The sequence below is a fragment of the Hoylesella nanceiensis DSM 19126 = JCM 15639 genome (genome assembly GCF_000379965.1).
Taxonomy (GTDB): Bacteria; Bacteroidota; Bacteroidia; order Bacteroidales; family Bacteroidaceae; genus Prevotella; species Prevotella nanceiensis.
Genome location: NZ_KB904328.1, coordinates 431048 through 453937, shown reverse-complemented (window position 1 = coordinate 453937; position 22890 = coordinate 431048). Strand labels below are relative to the sequence as shown.

At 41.7% G+C, this 22890-nt stretch carries 14 protein-coding genes and 1 tRNA gene; 4 read left to right on the top strand and 11 right to left on the bottom strand.

The genetic code is table 11. The annotated features are described in order from the left end of the window. Positions 1-11: 11 nt before the first annotated feature. The 3 genes from secDF to A3GM_RS0104860 form a co-directional block, all read right to left on the bottom strand. A complete protein-coding gene (gene secDF / locus A3GM_RS0104870) occupies positions 12-2999 on the bottom strand; it encodes a protein translocase subunit SecDF (RefSeq protein WP_018362275.1) in 2988 nt (995 codons plus the stop codon). A gap of 111 nt (positions 3000-3110) precedes the next feature. Next, positions 3111-4196, bottom strand: coding sequence for an endonuclease/exonuclease/phosphatase family protein (locus tag A3GM_RS0104865; RefSeq protein WP_026216127.1), 1086 nt, complete (start codon positions 4194-4196; stop codon positions 3111-3113). A gap of 112 nt (positions 4197-4308) precedes the next feature. Then, positions 4309-5253, bottom strand: coding sequence for a rhomboid family intramembrane serine protease (locus A3GM_RS0104860; protein WP_025829812.1), 945 nt, complete (start codon positions 5251-5253; stop codon positions 4309-4311). Between the two features lie 209 nt (positions 5254-5462). Between A3GM_RS0104860 and A3GM_RS0104855 the strand changes: the two genes are divergently transcribed. Continuing rightward, positions 5463-5735 (top strand): HU family DNA-binding protein, encoded by a 273-nt coding sequence (locus tag A3GM_RS0104855; RefSeq protein ID WP_018362272.1) that lies wholly within the window; start codon positions 5463-5465, stop codon positions 5733-5735. A gap of 55 nt (positions 5736-5790) precedes the next feature. On the opposite strand, the gene A3GM_RS0104850 is transcribed toward A3GM_RS0104855, so the two are convergent. Continuing rightward, positions 5791-5861, bottom strand: a tRNA-Gln gene (locus A3GM_RS0104850). An 839-nt stretch (positions 5862-6700) separates the two neighbouring features. Between A3GM_RS0104850 and A3GM_RS0104845 the strand changes: the two genes are divergently transcribed. Both A3GM_RS0104845 and A3GM_RS0104840 read left to right on the top strand, forming a co-directional pair. Beyond that, positions 6701-6898 (top strand): hypothetical protein, encoded by a 198-nt coding sequence (locus tag A3GM_RS0104845; RefSeq protein WP_018362271.1) that lies wholly within the window; start codon positions 6701-6703, stop codon positions 6896-6898. Positions 6899-6945: 47 nt separating this feature from the next. After that, positions 6946-8727, top strand: a complete 1782-nt coding sequence (locus A3GM_RS0104840; protein ID WP_018362270.1) for a hypothetical protein — start codon at positions 6946-6948, stop codon at positions 8725-8727. Positions 8728-9097: 370 nt separating this feature from the next. On the opposite strand, the gene A3GM_RS0104835 is transcribed toward A3GM_RS0104840, so the two are convergent. The 7 genes from A3GM_RS0104835 to A3GM_RS11535 form a co-directional block, all read right to left on the bottom strand. After that, positions 9098-10684, bottom strand: a complete 1587-nt coding sequence (locus tag A3GM_RS0104835; RefSeq protein WP_018362269.1) for a glycoside hydrolase family 31 protein — start codon at positions 10682-10684, stop codon at positions 9098-9100. Between the two features lie 153 nt (positions 10685-10837). Continuing rightward, positions 10838-12601 (bottom strand): Fn3-like domain-containing protein, encoded by a 1764-nt coding sequence (locus A3GM_RS0104830; protein WP_018362268.1) that lies wholly within the window; start codon positions 12599-12601, stop codon positions 10838-10840. Between the two features lie 16 nt (positions 12602-12617). Then, on the bottom strand, positions 12618-13847 hold the full coding sequence (locus tag A3GM_RS0104825) for an acyltransferase family protein (protein ID WP_018362267.1): 1230 nt from the start codon (positions 13845-13847) through the stop codon (positions 12618-12620). A 79-nt stretch (positions 13848-13926) separates the two neighbouring features. Beyond that, positions 13927-15366, bottom strand: a complete 1440-nt coding sequence (locus A3GM_RS0104820; RefSeq protein ID WP_018362266.1) for a DUF4832 domain-containing protein — start codon at positions 15364-15366, stop codon at positions 13927-13929. 55 nt (positions 15367-15421) lie between these two features. Then, complete coding sequence (locus A3GM_RS0104815; protein ID WP_025829815.1) at positions 15422-16969, bottom strand: RagB/SusD family nutrient uptake outer membrane protein; 1548 nt, start codon at positions 16967-16969, stop codon at positions 15422-15424. Between the two features lie 19 nt (positions 16970-16988). Next, on the bottom strand, positions 16989-20222 hold the full coding sequence (locus A3GM_RS0104810) for a SusC/RagA family TonB-linked outer membrane protein (protein WP_018362264.1): 3234 nt from the start codon (positions 20220-20222) through the stop codon (positions 16989-16991). Positions 20223-20312: 90 nt separating this feature from the next. Then, a complete protein-coding gene (locus A3GM_RS11535; protein ID WP_018362263.1) occupies positions 20313-20483 on the bottom strand; it encodes a hypothetical protein in 171 nt (56 codons plus the stop codon). A 224-nt stretch (positions 20484-20707) separates the two neighbouring features. On the opposite strand from A3GM_RS11535, the gene A3GM_RS0104800 reads away from it, so the two are divergent. Next, on the top strand, positions 20708-22816 hold the full coding sequence (locus tag A3GM_RS0104800) for a leucine-rich repeat domain-containing protein (RefSeq protein ID WP_154648092.1): 2109 nt from the start codon (positions 20708-20710) through the stop codon (positions 22814-22816). The last annotated feature ends 74 nt before the right edge of the window (positions 22817-22890 follow it).

Genomic DNA, 22890 nt, shown 5'->3' with positions numbered 1-22890 from the left:
CTTTCTGTATATTATGCTTCAACTACTTCTTCTGATGCACGTCTTTTTCCTTTTTGCTTACCAAGTGTTAGGAAGGCAATAGGTGCTGCAACGAAGATTGATGATAGGGTACCAACGATAACACCGAGACTCATTGCGAATGAGAAACTGCGAATGCTTTCGCCACCTAAGAAGAAGATACACAACAACACAATTAAGGTTGAAGTTGATGTGTTGATGGTTCTGGTTAGGGTTTGGTTGATACTGTCGTTGAACAATGTCTTGAAATCTTGCTTTTGGTGTAGTTGCATGTTCTCACGAATACGGTCGAAGACTACCACCTTGTCGTTGATTGAGTAACCAATAACGGTTAGGATCGCTCCGATGAAGGTTTGGTCGATTTCGAGTGAGAATGGCATCCAACCCCAACATAGGCTATATACGCCTAATACGATGATGGTGTCTACCGCAAGAGCAATGGTTGAACCAATTGAGAACGCCATGTTGCGGAAACGAATGAGAATGTAGATGAAGATTGCGAACAATGCAAGAACTACACTTAGGATGGCTCCGTGGGTGATATCTTTAGCCACTGAAGGTCCTACTTTGGTACTGCTGATGATTGAACCGCCTTCTCTAATATCTGGATTCTTGAATGATTCAACGTTTGGTTGAGATACAAATCCTGCTTTCTTCAATGCCTTGTATAAGATTGTTTCTGCCTCGTCGTCTACTGTTGGACTGTTAGATTCGATCTTATAGTTGGTTGAAATTCTTATAGTTTTGTGGTCGGTACCCAACGCAAGTGCACTGGTGGTTGTGCCTGGGAATGCATTTGCAATGATTCCACGTATTTGTTCTGGCTCAACTGGGCGTTCGAAGGTGATAACATAGTTGCGTCCACCTGTGAAGTCGATACTTCTACTTAAACCTCTAACTGCAAAACTTACAATAGCTACAAGGATAATTACTCCTACGAAGCTAAATGTTTTCTTATAGAAGTTCATGAAACCGATGTGAGTGTTGGTCATTAGGTTTCTTGAAATACCTGTTGTGAAAGTAAGATTTAACCACTTTCCTTTGTTCATTCTGTTCTCGAATACAAGACGTGTTAAGTAAACTGCGGTGAAGAATGAACAGATAATACCAATAATCAATGTGGTAGCAAATCCTCTAATAGGTCCTGTTCCGAACACATAAAGAATGATACCTGTGATGATTGATGTGAAGTTGGAGTCGAAAATCGCTGAGAATGCGTTGCGATAACCTTCTGACATAGCCTGACGGGTATCTTTTCCGAGTGCTAACTCTTCTTTTGTACGTTCGTATATCAACACGTTTGCGTCTACAGCGGTACCAAGTGAGAGCACCATACCAGCGATTCCCGATAGCGTTAGAGCTGCTTGGAACGATGTTAAAATACCAAGTGTGAAGAATAAGTTAACCAACAATGCAAGGTTGGCCATCATACCTGGTGTGAAACCATACATCACTACCATGTAGATCATAAGAACAACGAAGGCAATACCGAATGAAACGATACCTTGTTGAATTGATTGTGCTCCAAGAGTTGGTCCTACTACTTCTTCTTGAACAATGCGAGCAGGTGCTGGCATACGTCCTGATTTAAGTGTATTAGCCAAGTCTTTGGTGTCTTCGATAGTGAAACTACCTGAAATTGATGATTGACCGCCATCGATTTCGCCATTAACACGAGGCGCAGAGTAAACAACTCCATCCAAAACAATGGCAATTGCCTTGCCTGTGTTGGCCTTTGTAAGAGCTGCCCAACGTCTTGCACCTTCGGTATTCATTGTCATTCCTACCTCAGGAGCACCTGTTACGCTGTTAAATTGGTCTTTTGCGTCGGTAATAACATCACCTTCAAGTGGCGCTCTACCGTTTGCTGTGGTCACTTTAATTGCATATAAGCCGTAAACGTTCTTTGCTTTGATTCCATCTTCTGGCTTAGCACTCCACATTAGCTTCAAATCTGAAGGCAATACTTGTTTTGCTGTTGCTGAATAGATGGCTTTGTTGATTTCGGCTGTATCACGAACGCTTGCAAAACCTACAAGGGCAAGCGCACCGTTTCCTGTTGTTTGAAGCATTGAAAGCAATGGATGAGCACGCTTTGCTTCTGCTATCTTAGCCTCGTCTGTTACATTTAGCTTTGCATTGCCTTTTTTGTTAGCGTTCAACTCTAACTTAGGTTCTGCTGCTTTAGCTACCTTTGCGGTGTCGGCAACGGCTGTTGTGTCGGCTGTTGTTTCACCATTTGCCAAGCGTTGGTCTAACTGTACAAGATAAGGAACTATCTCATCGGAATTGAATGTTTCCCAAAACTCAAGGTTTGCACTTCCTTGTAGAAGCTTACGAACACGCTCTGGCTCACGAATACCAGGCATTTCGACCATGATTCGGCCTTCTTGTCCTTCTAACTTTTGAATGTTTGGCTGTACAACACCAAACTTGTCGATACGTGTACGAACTACGTTGAAAGAGTTATCAATAGCATTTTTAACTTCTTCTCTCAACACTTTCTCTACCTCAGAGTCGCTACTATTAGGCGAAATCTTGCCTTGCAACTGTTGAGTTGCAAAGATTTCAGCTAAACGATGACCTGCTGCATACTTCTTAAAAGATTTAACAAACAACGAAATAAAATCGCCTTGGCTTGTTTCTTCTTCTTTCTTTGCTTCCTCCATAGCCTTCACAAAGAAAGCATCTGTTTTGTGGTCTGCAAGTGTTTCAAGAACATCTGGTACTGAAATCTCAAGAATTACGTTCATACCTCCTTTAAGGTCAAGACCTAATCCGATTTGAGTTTCTAAGCATTTCTGGTAAGAGTAGATGCCTAAATACTTAACAGAGTCTTTATAATCTTGCTGAGCAATAGGATCTTTTATTGCTTCTGCCTTGCTATCATAGTAACGAGTAGCAAACGAAAAAGACAAATAAAAGATGCTTGCAAGGGTCAATAAGACTGCTGTTACAATTACAATTCCTTTGTTTTGCATTTTGTTTTTATTATTTTGATTATTGTTTTTCTATTAGATAGATGTGCAAAGATACTATATTTTTATCATAAGTGAAAAAATATTTATAGTTTCTTGCTTTTTTTTTCTACCTTATTTCGTGCGCTCTAAATAGCAATAAATGGGATAATGGTCGCTTAGGTCGATGCTTGAGTCGATCTTTGCGCCGTATGGCTTGAATTCTTTCGAACACAAGATGTTATCAATTCGCACATACATTCCACTGCGATGATAGCTCCAACCGGGTCCGTTTCCGCTTTCAACAAAGCTGTTGGTGAGCGTTTTTTGCAAGGTGTTTAGAGCGTAACCATTGGGCCATTCGTTAAAATCTCCACATACTATTTGGGGCAGATGTTGGTATTTTTTGAGCACATTTGCCACGGCTTCTACCTGAACGGCTCTTTTCTTGGCTGCAATGGCCAACTTGTTGAGCAACAAACTGCTTTCTTGTTTGGTTTCTTTTTTCGTGATGTTGCCTTGCACTATGTTTTTAAATCCTGCCTTATCAGCCTTGGTCATGTTGTTCGATTCAAGGTGATTGTTCACCACTAACACGGTGTCTTTGCCCACTTTGATGCGGTATGCTACGCTAAGATTGATGTCACTATCGAAGGGAATGCGCTCGGTTGAGATGATGGGGTACTTACTATACAGCGTTAACACATCGCCACTGGTTTCGTGAACCATCTCGCTTTGATAGGGATAGATGGGGTTGAGGGTGGTAACGACTTCGTGTTCGATGCGTGCCTTGGGGGCTTCTTGCAAGCAAACGATGTCGGCCTTGCTGTTGGCAATATACTGAACGATGGGGTTTTCTTCATCTCTTGTCTCGTCACCGGGCAAGTATCCATAGCTTTGTATGTTGTAAGAAAGTACTTTTAAACTGCCTTTTGGAGCCTCTTTCTCTATGTTTAGGGGCACATATTGATGCGTTGGAGTGTAGCAAAGCACGAGTCCAAGAATGGGAATGTAGCTGTATTTGAATTTCACCACTACCCAAAACACTAAGAACAAGATGTTCAACACCAAGAAAACGGGAAACAACACGCCCATTGCCGACATCAAAGAGTGCTGAATGGGGGAAAAGAAATAAGCATAACCCGTTATCATCATCAACACCACAACCGCCCAATTGGCTACGGCTATGCCACGAGTTATAATGCTACTAAATATGTTCATCTGTTTAATTTTTTGTAGTTTAAATTGATTTTGTATGGGGATTGAAAAGAGAAAAAGGCGCCTCTTGCTTGTTTCAACCATGTGTTAACAATCAAAAAGTGCCTTCATCATATTATTTTTTACCTTGTTCGAAGAGACGTTGTTTCTCTTCTTTGGTTAAGCTGTCATAGCCGTTTCGTCTAATCTTGTCTAAGATGGCATCTACTTCTTTTTGCTCTTGCTTCTGCTTTGCGTTGTAGTCCCAATCTACATTGGTGCGATGTGTACTACTCGAAGTGCCCTGATGCGGTGGTCGGGTGTTCGAATTGGTGAAGCGTTTCTTACCAATATTGCCGAAAAGGTTCATCACATCGTCTACACGAGCTGCCGAAGCAGGGTGTTTCTGCCAATATTTTATCAAGATAAAGCCAAACACCATACCGCCAAGATGCGCCAAATGAGCCACATTACTGTTGGTTCCCGACATTGCATAGAACAGCTCTATGCCTGCATAAATCATCACAAACCACTTGGCTTTGATAGGAACTGGAATGGGGAAGATAAAAATTCGTTGCTCGGGATAGAGCATTCCGAATGCTAACAAAATGCCATAAACGGCTCCCGAAGCCCCCACTGTGGTCCAAAGGTTCAGTACATTTTCGCTGTTGTGCGCCACTTTGGCGATGTCTGCGAACGAGAAATCGGGCAATTGGTTCTTCACTGCGAAGTAGAACTCACCAAACTGAGCTGCCTCTTGAAACAATCCTGCTCCTATTCCGCACACGAAATAGAAAAAGATAAACTTGTTTCTACCAAAGGTCTCCTCAACAATTCCACCGAACATCCACAGCGCAAACATGTTAAAAAACAAGTGTTGGAAACTGCCATGCATAAACATGTAGGTGAAAAGTTGGTATATTCTAAAGTCGGGAGCAAGGAAAAAATGCAAGCCCAACAAGTCGTTTAGTCGGTATTGTGTCTCTCCTGCCAATTCAGATCCGCCATAAACAACAGTGGCAAGGAAGAGAATTATATTTATAATCAAGAGATTCTTGGTTGCGAATGGAATACTGCGCATCATAATTCTATTTTCTTTAAAGCTTTAATAACTGCGCAAAAATACAAAAAAATATCGATTTTTTGCCCAATAAAGGGCCGTAAAGCGTTTTTTTAAGGGTTATAACGAAGTTTTTCTTTGATTTTGTTTGTTTTATGAAATGTTCTCTTTATATTTGCGAATGATTGTAGAAGATAAAGATAACTCTTATTTAATAAATAATAGATTTTATGAACAAAACAGAATTAATCGACAGAATCGCAGCTGGATCTGACCTAAGCAAGGCAGCTGCAAAGAAGGCTTTAGATGCAACAACAGAAGCAATTAAAGCTGCATTGGTAGCAGGTGACAAAGTACAATTAGTTGGTTTCGGTACATTTAGCGTAAACGAACGTCCAGCTCGTCAAGGTATTAACCCTGCAACAAAGCAAAAAATCAACATTCCTGCTAAGAAAGTAGCTAAATTTAAAGCTGGTGCTGAATTAAACGACGCTATTAAATAATTAATAGCTTCAGACAAAAATAAAATAAGGCAATCGTTATGATTGCCTTATTTTGTTGTCCCAGGTGGACTCGAACCACCGCTGGCAGAACCAAAATCTGTAGTGCTACCATTACACCATGGGACAATTGCGAGTGCAAAAGTAGTGCTTTTTTATATTCCCTCCAAATTTTTCACGAACTTTTTTTCACTCTCTTTTTTCCTCATCGTTGTTTTTCTTTCCTTTTATCTTATTTCAAAAACCTTATAATCACCTAATATTTAATTACTTACAAGGTTGTCTTTTCTCGTTCTTCGCTCGTTTTGTTTTCTTCAAAAAATATTCCTTTTCTTTTCACTTCTCACGCTCTTCTTTCTTAAGTGGAGGACTCTCATTTCTTTTCGCTACGCAAAAATCTCCGCCAAATCACTCCTTTTCTACTGTAAAAGGGGCGACATTTCGTCTCAATAACAATTCTTTTGAACCACAAAAGTGTTGAGTTGACAAGGCAAGGTTGTCAAGATCGGTTTTTATGGGGAAAGCGAAGAGCGAGAGGGGCGTTTAAGTTGAAGCGAAGAAGGAGAACACTTAAAAGAAAGGGGTAAAGTGCTTGCTTCGTTTGAACTGATAGAAAAGGAGGAGAAAGCGGAAAAGTGGAAGTAAAAGGGGGCGACTAATTGCTTTTTATTAGATGGAAAAAAGAGAAAAACAAGGCAAGAAATTGGATTATGACTGAACTCAAGAAAACTAAAAAAGGAACATTTTTTGCAAACTAAGTATACAATTCTTTATTCATTAAATAATATTAATTTGCAAAAGTAAAAGCATTTTAGGTAAATTATTCCACATAAAAGTTATACATTTGCATTGCATTTATAAAAAATTGCAAAAATAAAAAAATGAAAAAGTTACGTTTTTTTGAGATTTTGAATAAGCGATTCGACACTGAAAAGATATAGAACTTAAAATAATTTAAACAAAAAACAATGACAAAATTAAATCAGAGTGATTTGTTAAGAGCGATGCTTTTAACAAAGAATGACTATGTTCAGCCTTGTTGTAGCAGTCTAAACTTAGAAATTGAACACCACATCACCGCAGGATCGAACAAGCGAATTGGCGGAAATGCAGGTCACACGGGCAACACGGGCACCGAATGGCAAGAAGAAGACGATGACAATTAATTTTTAGAAGTAAACTAAACAGGATAGAAATTATTTAAAGTAGAAATATGAATAAGTTGATAACTAAGCTATTCTTCGCTACAATAGCAATGGCAGGTTTCACTGCTTGCTCGCAAGATTTAACCGAAGAACAAAAGAAAAATACAAAAGAAAATCCCAAACATCTCACTGAATTCTTTGCAACCAACAGCGCAAAGACCCGCACAGGAGCCAAATACGTAACTATTCCCTCTGGTCTCGATGGACTATTGTTCTATTGGAACAGCGGAGATCAAATTTGGATAGACAAAAACAACGATGGTGTTTATGTGAAAAACGATGGTAGCGACATTCAAAGCGGTAGCAAGTTAGAAGATGCTAACTTCTTTTTTAACGACCAACTCAACGCAACATCGTATAAAGTTCGCTACACTGGCAACAACAGTAGCGCAGCTAACGAGGTGACTTTCGCTGAAACTCAAATTCAAACAGCACCAAACGACGCCAGCAACATCGGCAAATATGGCGATTGTGGCGTGGCAGTAGCAACTAAAAACGCTCAAGGCAAATACCAATTCACCCTTCAACACAAGGCTGCCTACATGGTTTTGAGCCCTTATTCAACCTATGGCTTCTCTTCTTCGGTAGGAGTTGTGGCGGTATATGTAACCGCAAACAAGCCTATCAGCGGTAAGTTTGCCTTCGACGACAATGGAGTGGGAGAGGCAAAAACGGGTGCAAAGAACACTATTGCATGGTTCTACAAACAAGAACTACTTGGTCGTAAGCACATATCATCATTCAATTCAAATTTCCGTGACCAACAAAACATGTTGCCTTTGCCAACAGCTGCAGACGTAACTCAAAACGGAATTATCATAACTATGCCTGCTGGAACCTACGAAGACCTTACTATTGAATATGGTTTAGTGGATATAGAAACAGGAGGTTATGGCTATTACAAGCAAACATTTAAGAACAAGACGCTCGTAGCAGGCGAAAATCGTGTGCTTTCTCGTGACATCAAACTCGATACAGAATTCGATCCAAACGAATATTACGCATGGGACGCTGTTCAAAACGAATATTATTGGAAGGGCGCAACTAACAAATTGCGTGTTGGAAGAAATATGCCAAGCGAGTCAACTGGTTACGCAACATCGGCAAGCGACCCACGCTTCCAAAACGAAATACCTGGAGGTTCTACCTCAAATGTAGCAGACAACGCTGCAACTCGTGGCGCAACAGTGGCATTCAACCACAACGAAGCACTTTGGTTGATACTAAATGGAGAGGCTAAGTGGGACGAATGGAAGATGTATGTAATGAACAAACATCTTTATAATGGTGGTATCTGGATTAAAACACTCAAGCAAATTGCTTTAGAGAGAAGAGTAACAGTTGAGAGTCTCAAAGAAGGTTTCCTCGGAATGGACTTTAGAGCATGTCCATGCACTAACAACCCTCACGCAAAGAGAACATTCAACGACGCTGATGCGAACTATGAAAGACCTGCAAAAGCAGACAGAAGCAAGTATATGTTTATGCCTGCTGCAGGCTATTTCGGTCGCCCAACACTGGCAAGTCAGCAAAATCTTAGAATAATGTTGTTCTGTGGTGATCAAGGATTCTATTGGACTTCAAATGCAGGAGTAACCGACAATAAGGGTGCAATGGCCTTTACTTTCCAACGTAACGACGTTTCTCCATTTGTAGACAACGATCATTCAAGATACGATGCCGACATGGACACACCAAGTTTCACCATCTCTCTTGTCAATTTCGATAAGTACACAGGTGCTCCATATCTTGTAGATTTCAGTCAAACAGGTAAATTCCGCTTGAGATAAGCGTACCTCAATTCTCAATAAAACAACGAAAGCGACATCTTATGGTGTCGCTTTTTATTTTGATATGCCCCCGAAACGCTCGCTTAACCGCAGTGCTTTTACCTACCAACCGCAATGCTTTTAGACGCTAATAAAAATGCTATTAAAGGCTAAGGAGAATGCTTTTATTTGCAAGAAACAAAAAAGCACTCCGAAAAAGAGGATTTTCAGAGTGCCTTATGCGGTAAATTAAACTCCTTATGTTGTCAAATTAGAGTTCTTGCTCGGTCTATTAGACCCCTTGTGCAGTCAATTATAGTCCTTGTTCGATTAAACAGACTGCCTTATGCGATTAAATAGACTGCCTAAGACAATAAAAGAGCAGATGGCCTTACATCTTTTTATAGTAGGGTAGGCGGTTTAGAGGCACATCAATAGTGATGGTTCGTGCGCCTTTTAACACACGTCCTTGGTCGTCTTTCCACTTTCCAGGAGGCAACACCACTGTTCTGCTTCTGCCTTTGCCCACCATTGGAGCCACCATATACTCACCACCCAACATCCATTGGTTGTTTATTTCAGCGTAACCACGGTTAGGGTAGGCATATTCTAAGCTTTGAACGATAGGTTCTCCCGTAATAGCCGACTGACGTGCGCACTGCAATATGTAGTGACCAAAGCTGGCATGGAGCTTTGCCATGTTGCAAACAATTTGCAAATGCTCGTTATCAAGAATGCGCCAAGGGGCTACCGAGAACTGCATCATGGGCATAAGGGCATGCACTTGAGCCGAACGCACGATGAGTTCTTGATCGAACGACTTTGAATCGATACCTAAGAAGGTGCCAAACGAGCCTCCACCAATCATATCAGGACAAGAATAAGCATAACCCAACAATCCTGCTGCAATCATATCAGGAGCAAGAAGGTTCACAGCCTGCCACGAATAATCTTTATCGCCCAAGCGTTGCACGAGTTCTTTTCCACCCATTTGCCAACCTGCACGATATTCGTTGAAAGGGAAATGCAAGCCTATTTCTGCCCATGCTCGTGTGTGCTCCACCGAGTTGAGGTGCTTATTGCCATACGACACAAGATCTTTGCGGTCGTAAAACTGGTTATCTCCGCCATCAAACTTAAATCCGTCGATGCCATAGCTTTGTTGCATGTTGCGCAACTCATTGATAAAGTAGCTACGAGCATCGGGATTGGTAAAGTCGAACACCGCACTTTGGCCGTTCCACCATTTAATAATAGCTGGTTGTTGGGTCGTATCTTTGAGCAAGTAGCCCTTTTCGGCAAGCAATCGGTATTCAGGCGAGTCGGCAGTGACAAACGGACTGATCCATAACATCACCTTAAAGCCCATGTCGTGCAATCGTTTCACCATGTTTTTGGGGTTTGGAAAGCGGTCGGGTTTAAACTCAAAGTTGCCATAATAGTGTTGCCAGTTATCGTCTATCATAATAATTCCAGGCGGAAAGCCATTCTTCACGATGTCGTCGGCATATTTCAACACGTCTTTTTCATTTTGATTATACATCAATTCAATCCATGTGTTGTATTGAGGCATGGTGAAAAACAAGCTATCGGGCAACTTTCCACTTGGTGGGAAATGCGCTTTCATTGCAGCAACGTAAGCATCTCTAAGCGTTGAGCCGTGCTTTTGAGCCTCAACCACTTCGAAAGGCGAATCGATGTTCAACACTCCTTGCTTTACACTAAAGGTAAAAGGTTGGTCGCTCCATATATATCTGCCTTTATTAGAGAGCAATAAGGGCGAAACTTGGTTGTTGTTGTTTTGGTTAAAGAGGTTAAACGAAGGCAATTCGTTGCCAAAGGGCATTTTAGAGCCTAAGGCTGTGGCCCCTCCCCACCATCGTTCTCCAGGCAAAGGCGTTATGTTGGTAACGTGTTGTGCCTGCGAAGCGAGCGCAAAGAAAAGGGAAACGAAAAGCGTGCGTGTGCGTTTGTACATATTTCTTTTTGTTGTTAAGATGTTTAAGAGTTGTTTAAGTAACACAAGATAGACTGATCTACCACTTTTTGTGCTTGTTTTGAAAGAGAGATTTCCCTTTAAAAACACCCCCTTTCCCGCCTTTTGGGGGGAGGAGAGGGGGTGAGTGGTGATTTATTTCGCTATATAGTCGAGTGTGAAAGGTGTAGAACCCTTTTTCACAACCTCGTCGTTAGGCTTAATCTCGATGCCTTCTTTTAGGTCGATAACCACTTTATAGTAGCCTGCAGCAGAAGGAATGCGGAAGCTACCAGGGCCACTTCCTGCGTTAGTGAAAGTAGAGTTGAAAGCCGCATTGGGCAGTCTTAAAGACTTTCCGCTACGAGGATGGGTTACATAAAAGGCTACATCGCCGCCCCAACCAAAGTTATAGAAGGTGCCTTCGTATGTTCCTGCAGCTGTACGAGCAAGTGGAATAACCTTTTCGGCATTCCAAACAATGTCGTTAGCATCTTCTCTTGGAGCCAAACTCCAGCCGTCTAAATAGATAAACTGAGGATAAGCTGAAAGTGGACAAGCATAGAATTCGCCATTGAAGAGGTCGAGTCGGATATAATACTTGTCGCTTGCGGTTTTTAATGTCCATGTTTCATTGCCCACGCCGTCGAACAAATCGGTGCTACCCTTGAACGAAGCAAGACTGAATGGAGCTGATATTTTTTGTCCTTCTTTTAGGTTCAACACTCCTTCGTAAACATAGTTGTTGCCTTGTTTCATGTTGAGTTGCTGACCATTCAAGGTTATTGTAGACTGCATTTCTTGTCCGTTGACACTCACTTTGCCGTTACTAAAGGTGAGCGACTTGCCCGATCCACTCACTTTCACCATGGTGCACACTCCCTTTTCGAATTCAGCACGAATAGTGAAGTTACCCTTATCGGTTACAGGGAAACTCTTGCTCTTGTCATCGGTGTTGCTCATCACAATGTTCTTGCCGTCCCAAAGGATGTATTTTCCTGTTGAAGGCTGTTTCAATCTGAATACTCCAGACGATGTACTGCCCCACATTCCCACTTCAGGATCGTCGCCATCGGGTGCTGTCCAAGTGAAATATTGAGCACCTTCGTAGCCAAATCCCTTCATAGCCATTTTATTCTTAGGCTCGGTAATTTCGCCATCTTTCCAGTGACCCGATATCGTTCCTAAGATATAAAAGCGTTCGCTGTCGCTCAAAGGAGCCCAGAAATGCTTTTCACCCTTTGTCAGTTCGAAGGTAACAGGGTTGAAAGCCACTTTAAATGAGGCGTCGATATCAGCACCAATAACGATAGAATCTTTCGCCATAGTGGTTATTTCGCCATTAGAAACGCCCCAATACATGCCCGAATTGTCGGGTGTTGATGCCACAATACCTTTGGTGTTGGCTGGGAAGAAGATGTCGTCTGCCACAGAGAACTCATCACCATTCTTAACAAGAGGATAAACTTCGCCTGTTGAAAGGAAGAGATAAAGCTGATCAAAGGTGGGTGCAGACACATTATTGATGTCGAATTCTTCTACTGCTTCGCCATTTCTACTATTGTCGAGGCGCACTCTTAGCTTTAAATTTTCGGTCTTAGCGTTTTTAGGAAGCGACACAAGTAGGTCGGTATTCACGTTAAAGCTTTGTCCCAATAGGCTTTGTTGCTTGCGCACAAGGGTGTCGCCTGCAGAGTTAGTGATGGTTATAACGTATTGTTCTAAGTTGCGTTCGTCGGTCATTAGTCCCGAAACATTCACCTTTTCGCCATATACCAAGCCGTCTTGAGGTGTTATATGAAGGTCCATTGTGGGTTTAGGACCATTTTTTTCCATGTTTATAACTTCATTATTGTCGCTACATCCCACCAAAGCGATGGCCAATGGCAACACAAGAGAATAAAATATTGGTTTAAACATAATGTTATGATTTTAGTTATGCCTTAATAAAAATGTTTGAATGGTATATCCATCTTAATATGAGGAGTACGATAATTCCCTGTACGGAAGCCTCTAATACATCGTAATAGTTGCCCAACAGAGGTTGAAATCCATAAAAAATAGAGTTGGTTATCGATGAAAAATCCACATGATCGCCCACCATATAGGCCACAAGTGAATTGGCTCCATAGAAACGAAGCCACATAATACCCTTTGTTTTGCCTTTAATATCTACCCAATAATAGGCTAATGCTATTAATAAAAGGCAGATTCCACCCGACAAAAAGGTCATTGAGGTAGACCAAATGTGCTTGATGATGGGCACAACGGGGTGAAGAAGGAACGACAAAGCAATGAGTGCCACACCCGAGAACAACAAGATGCGTACTTTTTTGAGGTCTTGTAGCTTCATTCTAAGTATCATTCCTGCCACGCAACCAAGGTAAACGGTTACCACAAAGTTGAGCGATGAGAGAATCCAAGTGTAGTGATAGGAATCGTTCCAATACCAATTGTCGCCCTTCCACAGCACACCATCTCGCCAATGACCCAACACTTGTCGGTCGATCTCTTCGCAAATGTTTGCATCTATGGTGAAATCCATCTGTCCCCAGATAGCAAACACCGCAACATAGCCCACCAAACAGGCCGCAACAACAGTCAATTGTGTGCGCCACGAGGTGTAAACAAAGAGCAAAGCCACCACCACATAGCCCACAGCAATACTCTGAAGGGTGTTACTATAAAGGTGAATGAGGCGTGGATCGAACGACAACAAGTTGCCTTGTGCAATCATTCCTAAAACCCATAACACCACAAATCGCTTTAAAAGACGCCACAAAAAGCCTTTATCGGCCTTTACTTTGCCTTGCTGATACTTGCCCATTGAAAAGGGAATGGTTATTCCCGACATGAACATAAACAGCGGCATGATGATGTCCCAAAAGCAAAAGCCCTCCCAAGGCACGTGGGTTATCTGCCCAAAGACCATCTCTCCGAAGCTTCCAGGCGTGGGTTCGCTGGCTTCTACCCATTGATAAATAATGGGTTGAAAGAGCACTAAGAGGGCTAAGTCGGCCCCTCTCAGTAGGTCGAGCGATAATAATCGTCCCGAATGTGGCGCAGTTGCCTTGTTAAAGGTCTCTGTTGAAGAGCCTTGTGCCAAGCAGTTATCACCCTTAGGGGTGGTGGTTGTTGGGCTATTAGAGGTGTTTAGATGAGTCATTTTGTTGCTTTGGTATAGATTGAAATCATCAATAGGTGAGGTATTACGCCTTCAACCAATTCTATTGAGGTGTTGTTCTTTATTTTTTCTTCACGAAAGTGATAGATGAGGTGCCTGCTTTAGCATCTTTGCTTTGAGCAATATTGATGCTGATGCCTAAGTTGTTATAACCTGTTGAGCTGTTCCACACATTGTTGTTTGCCAACTGCACGGCATAAGCGGGCGTGTTTTTCAACTCGTTATTGCCATCGGGAAGCCACATCATCACCTTATATTTTCCTTCAGCAATAGTGCTTGGAAGCTTGAAAGTCAACTTAAATGTAGTGGTTGTTTCAGGTTGAATGGTGCGCAAGTCGATGCCACTAACTGCCTCATACTCGCTGTTGGTGCCCTCTTGAACAAGTACTATCACTGCAGGACGAGCGTTATACATCGATGCTGTGCCTGCATTGCCCATTGTTAAGTTTAAAACAAGGTCGCTTCCAGGTGCATTTTGCTCGCTGAACTCAGCCTTGCTTACATAGAGTCGATAGCCAAGTAGTTTCTTCATCTGATTTAAATAGCCTCCTGTTTTCCAGTTATCGAGCAATGGTTTGTAATAACCATCGTTCAAGAACGACCAGTGTAGGGTTTGAATCTCAGCTAAAGCCTCTTTACCAGAAGCCATTTTAGCTCCCGAAGGCTTGGTTGTTTCGCCTCCTAATGGCACATAAAGAGCATCTTGAGCCACATAACGCTTGTCTTTATCAACGTTTTGATAGGTACCCATGTTGGTATCGTCGGTCATAAAGGCGTCGTTGTGGTGTCCAATGCGTGCTATTGGAGTGTTTTTAAATGCAGTTTCGAGGGTAAGAGGATTGCTATTGCCCACAAAATCTTGCTTATATTTAGGCGTTCTAACCTGAACACAACGCTCTTCGGGCAACACTTCGAGCCACTTACTAATCACTTGGTTGTAAGCTGTGGTGTTATTAAGATGATTTGACGAATAATACCACTCGCCCCAAGCGCCTATAAAGCCTGCTTGAACGCAAGCAATGACTCCCACTTTGTGGTGTAGAATAGGTTTAATTTGGTCGAGATGACGCAAAATACTGCTCATTGGAGCATCTGATCCGTTTTGATCACTTGTGTAAGCAAAGCGCAAAATGGCTTTCATTCCTACCTCACGCACTCTGTCAAGGTCTGCTTCTACTTTGGTTATAAAGCTTTCTGGCAAATCACTTGTGCGATATTCGGGTAGATAATACACCAACTGAACCAATGTTTTACCGTCGTTTCTTATCTTCTTAAGAGCTTGTAAGGTAACGGGATCGGTAGAATTGGTTTCTAACAAATTGTAGAAACCACGTTCAGGGTTGGCAATTTCGGCATTGCTTAGGCTTAAATGAACAGTCTTTAGAGCGGTAGATGTGGTTGGACGAGGCTCTACAACGGGGTCGCCTCCTTTGCTATCGCTTCCGCATGCCACAGCCATAAGTGTCAATGCACCCAACAAAATGTTATGTAATGTCTTCATATTGTTTTTATTTGGGCTCCACCCAAAGCGCAAGAGCTTAGGTGGAGCATATTATTTATTGATATCCTGCGTTTTGTTTTACTGCACCCTTGCCATCGATAATGGCAGATAAAGGAAGGGGATACAACTCTTTATACTCTTCAGCATAAGGCGAATTGTTGATTTTCTTTACCCATTGCACCAACTTATGATGTCTAATGAGGTCGGAACGGAACTGTCCATTCTCGCACCAGAACTCGTGCCAACGTTCTGTTAACAATGCATCGAGCACCTTTTCAGGAGTGTTGAGGTTGCTTGCAGATAGGTTATCGAGGCCAGCACGTTGTCTAACAACATTGATAAGGCTCACTGCCTTAGCAAGATCGGCACCTGATGCACCTGTTTTTTGCGACAATGCTTCTGCCAAAGACAAATAAACATCGGCATAACGATATAGAATGAGGTCGATATCCGAATGTCCTCCACTTGCACTAACACGTGGATCGTAACCCATCTTCAATGCAATAGGACCCATTGCCAATTTAGATTGAGGAGTGTTGCGGTCGATCTGTTCGCCAGTTGAGCTCATATAGCTGGTGAGCAACTTTGTTCTGCGCACGTCTTTAGCCTCGAATGAATCGTAGAACGCCCATGTACTGGTTACAGTTGCCCATCCTCCGCTCATACCTCCTTGTGCAAAGTCGGTAGGAAGCACCATCATGTGCCACTGATTAACGCCTGGTCCGTCGTAAGAACAAGGTAAAGCATAGATAATTTCTTTGTTTGCGCTGCCCTGTCCGCCGAGTTCAAACATCTTTACATAATCTCTTTGCAACTGATAGCCATATTGTGGGCTCATTAACTCGTTTGCTACGGTCTCTACTTTGTTGTAATAGTCTTTGTTTACAGCTGTTTCGTGCAAATAAAGACGTATGAGCAACATCTTAGCAAAGCCGCTACTGAAACGTCCATACTCTGCTTTATTAGGCATAGGAAGGTGCTCTGCAGCAAACAACAAGTCGTCTTCGATAAACTTCACCTGCTCTTCTCTTGACAAACGGGGTAGTGGTTGCTCTTGTAAAGGATTCTTCAACACCTCTAATGGAGCGATAACCAATGGTCCGTACATATCATATAGAGTGTAAGTGAGGAACGCACGAGCGCAACGCACTTCGGCTTCGAATTCCTTTTTCTTGCTATCACTGATAGGAGCGTTAGCTATGTCGTCGAGAGTGAGGGTGCAAGTACTTATTTTATTGATGTATCCACCACTATAACTTGAGGTGTTTCGGGTGAAATAAAACCAAGTGATCTCTTCGCTTGTGGGGAAGAAATTGAGCTCTGCAGCCATCTTTTGGGCTCCAAAGTCGCCTGTTAAGATACCAGTTGTGCAGTCATTGATAAACATCACACCCCTTTCAGATGGCGAATATATTCCATCCCACCAGTCACCACGCAAAGGTCGATAGCAATCCATCACCAAAGCCTCTACGTCACTTTCGTTTTTAGGGAAGTTATTAGGATTGATTTCAGAATAATCAACAGGCGTAAGGTCTGAGCATGCTGTGGTAAATGCCATAGCAGCCATAGTAAATAATAGGGTTAAGCCTTTTATCTTTTTCATCGTCATACTTTTTTAAGGGTTAGAATGTTACATTGATACCCATGCTATAGGTACGAGCATTGGGATAAGAAGCTGCATAATAGTCGGTTTCGGGGTCTAATCCCTTATACGGAGTGATGCAGAATAGGTTGTTTGCGCTAAGCGATAGACGAACACGAGACAACACTTTAGTGCGTGCTATCCATGCTTTTGGCAACGTCCAACCAAAACTTATGTTGGTTAAGCGTATGAACCATGCACGTTGATAATACCAATCGCCTGATGTGTAGTTGTTTCCCCAGCCATTAAACGAAGTGGGTTGGGTGGTAGAAGGGTTGTCCCAAGTCCAACGATCTTTAATCTTTCTCAACGCATTGTAGCCATATCGAGCCAAATCTCCACCGCCAAGACCATAAGCCATCTCTGTAGGATCTTGCATTCTGCGACCAAACATACCATTGAGTTGAATGTTCAAGTCGAAATCTTTGTATTTAAATGTATTGGTAATACCTGCTAACCAACTGGGATCTTGTGAGCCTAAAAGCACATTATCGGCATCATCAATCAAGCCATCGGGCTCTCCTGTGAGCACAAAACGACCATTTTCGTCTACAATAGGTTGTTTGTTAGCGTCACGACGATATCCGTTGATGTCTTTAATAACGAGTTCTCCTGGACGTAAAAGAGGTTGTGCATCGGGCACTTGCTCTCCAATTTGCAAGATATGGTCTGCCAAACGAGTGTAGATAGGACGAATTGGGTCGTCTACTCGTTCGTAAACGCCAGGCTTCCAGTCGGGAGTACGCTCCTTCCAACGGTCTTTATAGGCAGTGAAAGTGAAGTCTGTAGACCATTTAAAGTTGCGTGATTCGATGTTTTTGGTATTAATTGTGAGCTCAACACCCGTACTTTGGGTTTTTCCCACGTTGGCCATCACTCGTGTAATCTCTTGATAAGCATTCAAAGGCTTGTAGTTCAACAAGTCAGAAACCACCTTATGATAGAATTCAACGCTGGCAAGGATACGGTTATTCAAGAAACCCATATCCAAACCCAAGTTCCATTCAGTGGTAGTTTCCCATTTTAGGTCGGGATTAGCCAATCTTGAGCGATACACACCCATCACTTGTGAGTTGTTTTCTTTATTGAAAGCAGCGTGTGCAGCATAGCTTGTGAAAGCGTTTGTACCAATGTCTGAGTTACCAGTTTGTCCCCAACTCAAACGCCATTTAAGCATACTTAGCCAATGAAGGTCTTTCATAAAGGGCTCTTCGCTCATTGTCCAGCCTAAAGCAACAGATGGGAAATAACCCCATTTGTGGTTCTTTGCAAACACACTGGCACCATCGGCACGCATAGTAGCAGTGAGATAATAGCGGTCTTTCAAGATATAGTTAGCTCTAAAGAAATAACTCTCCATGTTATTCTTGCTATATCCCGATCCAACACGCTTTTGTCCTGCTCCAGCATCAAGGTTATGATAGCCAAAGGCGTCGGTAAGGAAGTCGTTGTTACCTGCTCTTGAGTTCTTAAATTCGAACTGTTCGTATGATGTACCAGCCAAAAGCAATAACTTGTGAATGTCTTTAAAGGTACGAGTGTAGCTTGCTGTGGCTTCTAACAAATATTGATTGTTGTCGTTGTTATACACATCTGCATTTCCATTGGTGTTATGTCCCCACAAAGTTGTTTTGGGTTCGTAGGTTCCACGGAAGAGACTGGTGCGGTCGATACCTGCATTCAATTTCAAACTAAGTCCTTGAATAGGAGTAGCCTCAAGGAAGATGTTACCCAAAAGACGGTCGGTTCTACTCTCGTCGATGTTGTTGAGCAACGAATAGGGGTTGGGTTGAGTTCCCAATAATGGGTTGATAGGATAAGTTCCTGTAACAGGATCGAAGGCTTTGATATGAGGTCCCATTTGAACGGCAGCTCTAATCATTCCCGATTTTTCCCATCTTTCGCCACCAAGCTGTGTGTTAGCGTTGTCGATGCGAGTGAGGGTGAGGTTCAATCCCAATTTAAATATGTCTAAGAACTTTTGGTCGATATTTGTTTTAAGGGTGTAACGGGTCATTCCCGAATTGCGAATAATACCTTGATTATCGAAATAATTGAGCGAAAGCATATATTGTGTAGCCTTCGAACCACCTCTTAAACTAAGGTTATGTTCTTGCACTTGTCCGTTTCGAGTGATAAGATCCAACCAATTGGTGCCTGCTCCTGCTGCTGCAATTTGCGCTTCGGTGTAAGGTTGAGTGTAAGATAAGCCACCTTTAGGCGATCTAATGGCAGCCTCGAGAGTCTTTCCTCCCCATGGACCAACGCCGTTTTCCCAAACCCAATACTCCCAAGTAGATTTGTTTTTCTCAACCATCCACTCTTGAAGTGATAACATGTCGTAGTTATCAGAGTATTTTTGGAACGAATAGTTATACGAATAGTCAACCTGTGGCTTACCTTCAGCACCTCGTTTAGTGGTGATAATCACCACACCATTTGCCGCACGAGCACCATAAATGGCTGTTGCCGAAGCGTCTTTAAGCACCTCAACTCGTTCGATGTCGTTAGGGTTAAGGAAGTTAAGCACACCTTGTGTTCCTGGATTCATACGATCGTTCACACCTTGAGGCTGATCGATCTTTGCAATAGGAAATCCGTCTACAACATAAAGGGGGTCGTTATTGGCGTTCACCGAGCCTGCTCCACGCACCAAGATATCGAGTCCACCACCTGGCTGTGCAGAGTTTTGGCGAACATATAAACCTGCTGCCTTTCCAGCTAACGCATGAGCGGCCGACGCAACACCTGCTAATGCCACCTCAGAGCCTTTTACTGATGATATAGCTCCTGTTAAATCTCTCTTTTTCATGTTGCCATAACCCACCACAACCACTTCGTCTAACGAGTGATTGTCTTCACTTAGGGTTACATCTAAATTGGCATTCGCTTTCACTTCTTTAGTGACAAAGCCGATGTAAGAAACTAATAAACTACTACCTGATGGTACTGTTAGCGAGAACTTGCCGTCGATATCGGTTATTGTGGCTATCTTCGAGCCCACCACTTGTATGCCAGCGCCTATCACGGGCTCGCCTTTGGTGTCGTGAACATAACCTTTTACTACGATTGTTTGCACTGGAGCTGCTGTAATGGGAGCGGCAACCACGTGGTTTCCTGCTTGCATTTGAAGTGGAAAGCACATCGTTGCTCCACTTGCAATGAGAAGTGCAGAGAAGCAAGACTTCATGTCATGGGTTACTTTCATAATCATTTATGTTTTTATATAGAATAAAATAATTGTCAAAAGGCGGAGCTAAATTTAGAAAGTTTCTACAACAACGAAACAATTAATTTTCATATTTTAATATTTATAATCAATAATTAAACGCAATGGCGCATGCACATTTTCTTTATTCTTTTCACTATTCACCTCATTGTCAATGCCTTTTGCCGTTTCTACCCATTCTTCTTGTTTGTGGGAAGTGACAGGGATAAAAATAAGAATAAAGTCTTTTCGCTGTATTTCAGCCACATTTCAGCCCTTTCAAAGGCAGTGCTTTTAGGCGTCAACCGCAATGCTTTTAAGCATCAATAAGAATGTTATTAACTGCTAATAAGAATGCTATTTCGTTCGCCATTTATACAACTTTTATTATACTTTATATAGTTTTGTTTCACCCCATATGAGTTTATTTATACTTTTTTATTTTAAAAGGCGTATATTTGCAGCGATAACTACAATAAAACATTTAATTTATGAAAAGAATTTTACTATTTCTCTCGATGCTTCTTTTAGTGGGAGGCACAACCATGGCGTTCCTCAACGGAGCTTATCCCAATTATTTGGCGCATCTTGCTAATAACGAAAGTCATTCTGCAACGAACCAAGTGCGTGGCGTTGATCAACGAAACGGCAACAACACAGGCTCATCTGCTCTTGATGTCGTTACGATTAAAAAAGACAATGGCAACACTCAAAGTCTCGAACAAGAAGGCACTCAACCAACAATCACTTTCACAACAAACAAAAATGTTGGCGAAGAAATCAAGGTGTCAGTTAGACTTCCAGAAGGTGTTACAGTGGACAACATCACTGTTGAAGGTGCAACTGTTGTGAAAACTGAAGATACTTCAAAGCCAAACGAAAAAAACATCACTTACAGTCTTACTGCACAAACAGTGAAAATTTTGGGTGATTTAACAAGTCTCTACTGCAACAATAACGGCATCACCTCGATAGATCTCTCACATTCTAAGTTGGTCAATTTATTTTGTCCATACAACTCTATAACCGAACTCAACACAAATGGCAACAACAACTTGAGCACTCTTAATTGCGAAAATAACCAACTCACTGCATTAGACGTGTCTACCAATAGCGAATTAACATATCTCACTTGTAATTACAACAAGATATCTACCCTCAATCTTCCTCAAAACAACAAGTTATGGCTCTTAGCTTGTGCTTACAACAATCTAAAAGAATTGAATGTTTCTAACTTTAAAGATCTTATAGACCTTTCTTGTTCAAGAAATGAACTTGAAAAACTCACTGTTAAAAACAACCCCGAACTAGCTAGACTAAGATTCTTTAATACTAAAATTTCGCAGTTTGAATTTTCTAATAATCCCAAACTTAATACTTTAGAAACCTATTCTAACAACTTGTCGCTTGCTCAAATGCAGCAATTGGTGAACAACTTGCCAACAATAGACACCAGTGCAGGCAAAAAAGGAAAGCTTGTTGTGGTGCCAACACTAAACGGCTCTAAGAACTTTTCTAACCAACTAAAAGATTTAGCTGTTAGCAAAGGCTGGGAAGTGAAAAACACTTCAAGACAAGTGGTTAACGAAATTCCTGAAGTTACCTACATCACTTTAACCATAGACAAGAACATTGGCGAAGAAATTCTATTGATACACGATGTAGATCCTATTTCAATACATGCAGACATCGAAGTGGAAGGCGCAACATTAGTGAAGAGTGAACAACAAGAAGATCTAAAATATTTAAATAAAACACTCGTATCTAACACCTATCGTCTTACATCAAAAACCATAAAAATATCGGGCGATTTGTCGATTTTATATTGTCCTTATAACGATATCACATCTATAGATGTTGCTAATACTGATTTAGAATATTTGATCTGCGATCATAATTCAATTAAAACAATATCACTAAAGAGCAACAATCCAACTACTTTAAGCACCAATAACCCTCCGATCAAAACATTAGAGGCTACACAAAAAAGCAAACTAAAACATCTCATTTGCGATTATAACCAACTAACTGAATTGGATATTCCCCAAAATAATAGCTTAGAGTATTTAAATTGCTCTAACAACAAGTTGAAAGAGTTGAGCATCTCTAATGCCAAAGAGCTTAAATGGCTGTATTGCGAAAACAACGAGTTGACCTCTTTTACTGCCAAAGATAACGACAAATTGGAAATAATAGTTTGCTATAACAACCAAATATCACAGATAAACATTGCGAATAACCCCACTCTAAGTGTACTTGAGTGCTATTCTAACCAAATTAGTCTTGCTCAAATGTTGCAATTGGTGAACTACTTGCCCACACTTACCGATCCTTCTGAATACGATGGTATATTGGCTGTGGTGTCAAGTGCCAGCGATGGCAACGATATGTCTGAAGAAATACAAGATATAGCAAGAAGTAAAGGTTGGAAAGTAGAGGGCGCAGACAGATTTCCTTTGAGCGTTTCTACTATAGAGTACGACGAAAATCAACCCCGAAAGGTATTCGACCTTAACGGACGTGAGGTGAAAGAAAACCAAGTGAAGGGCGTTGTTATTGTAAAACAAGGCAAAAAGACCTATAAAAAGGTGGTGAAATAAACATCACAAACCTTATAAATAAAAGGAGTGAGTTCTAACAAAATAGAACCCACTCCTTTGTTTTTCACTCTATC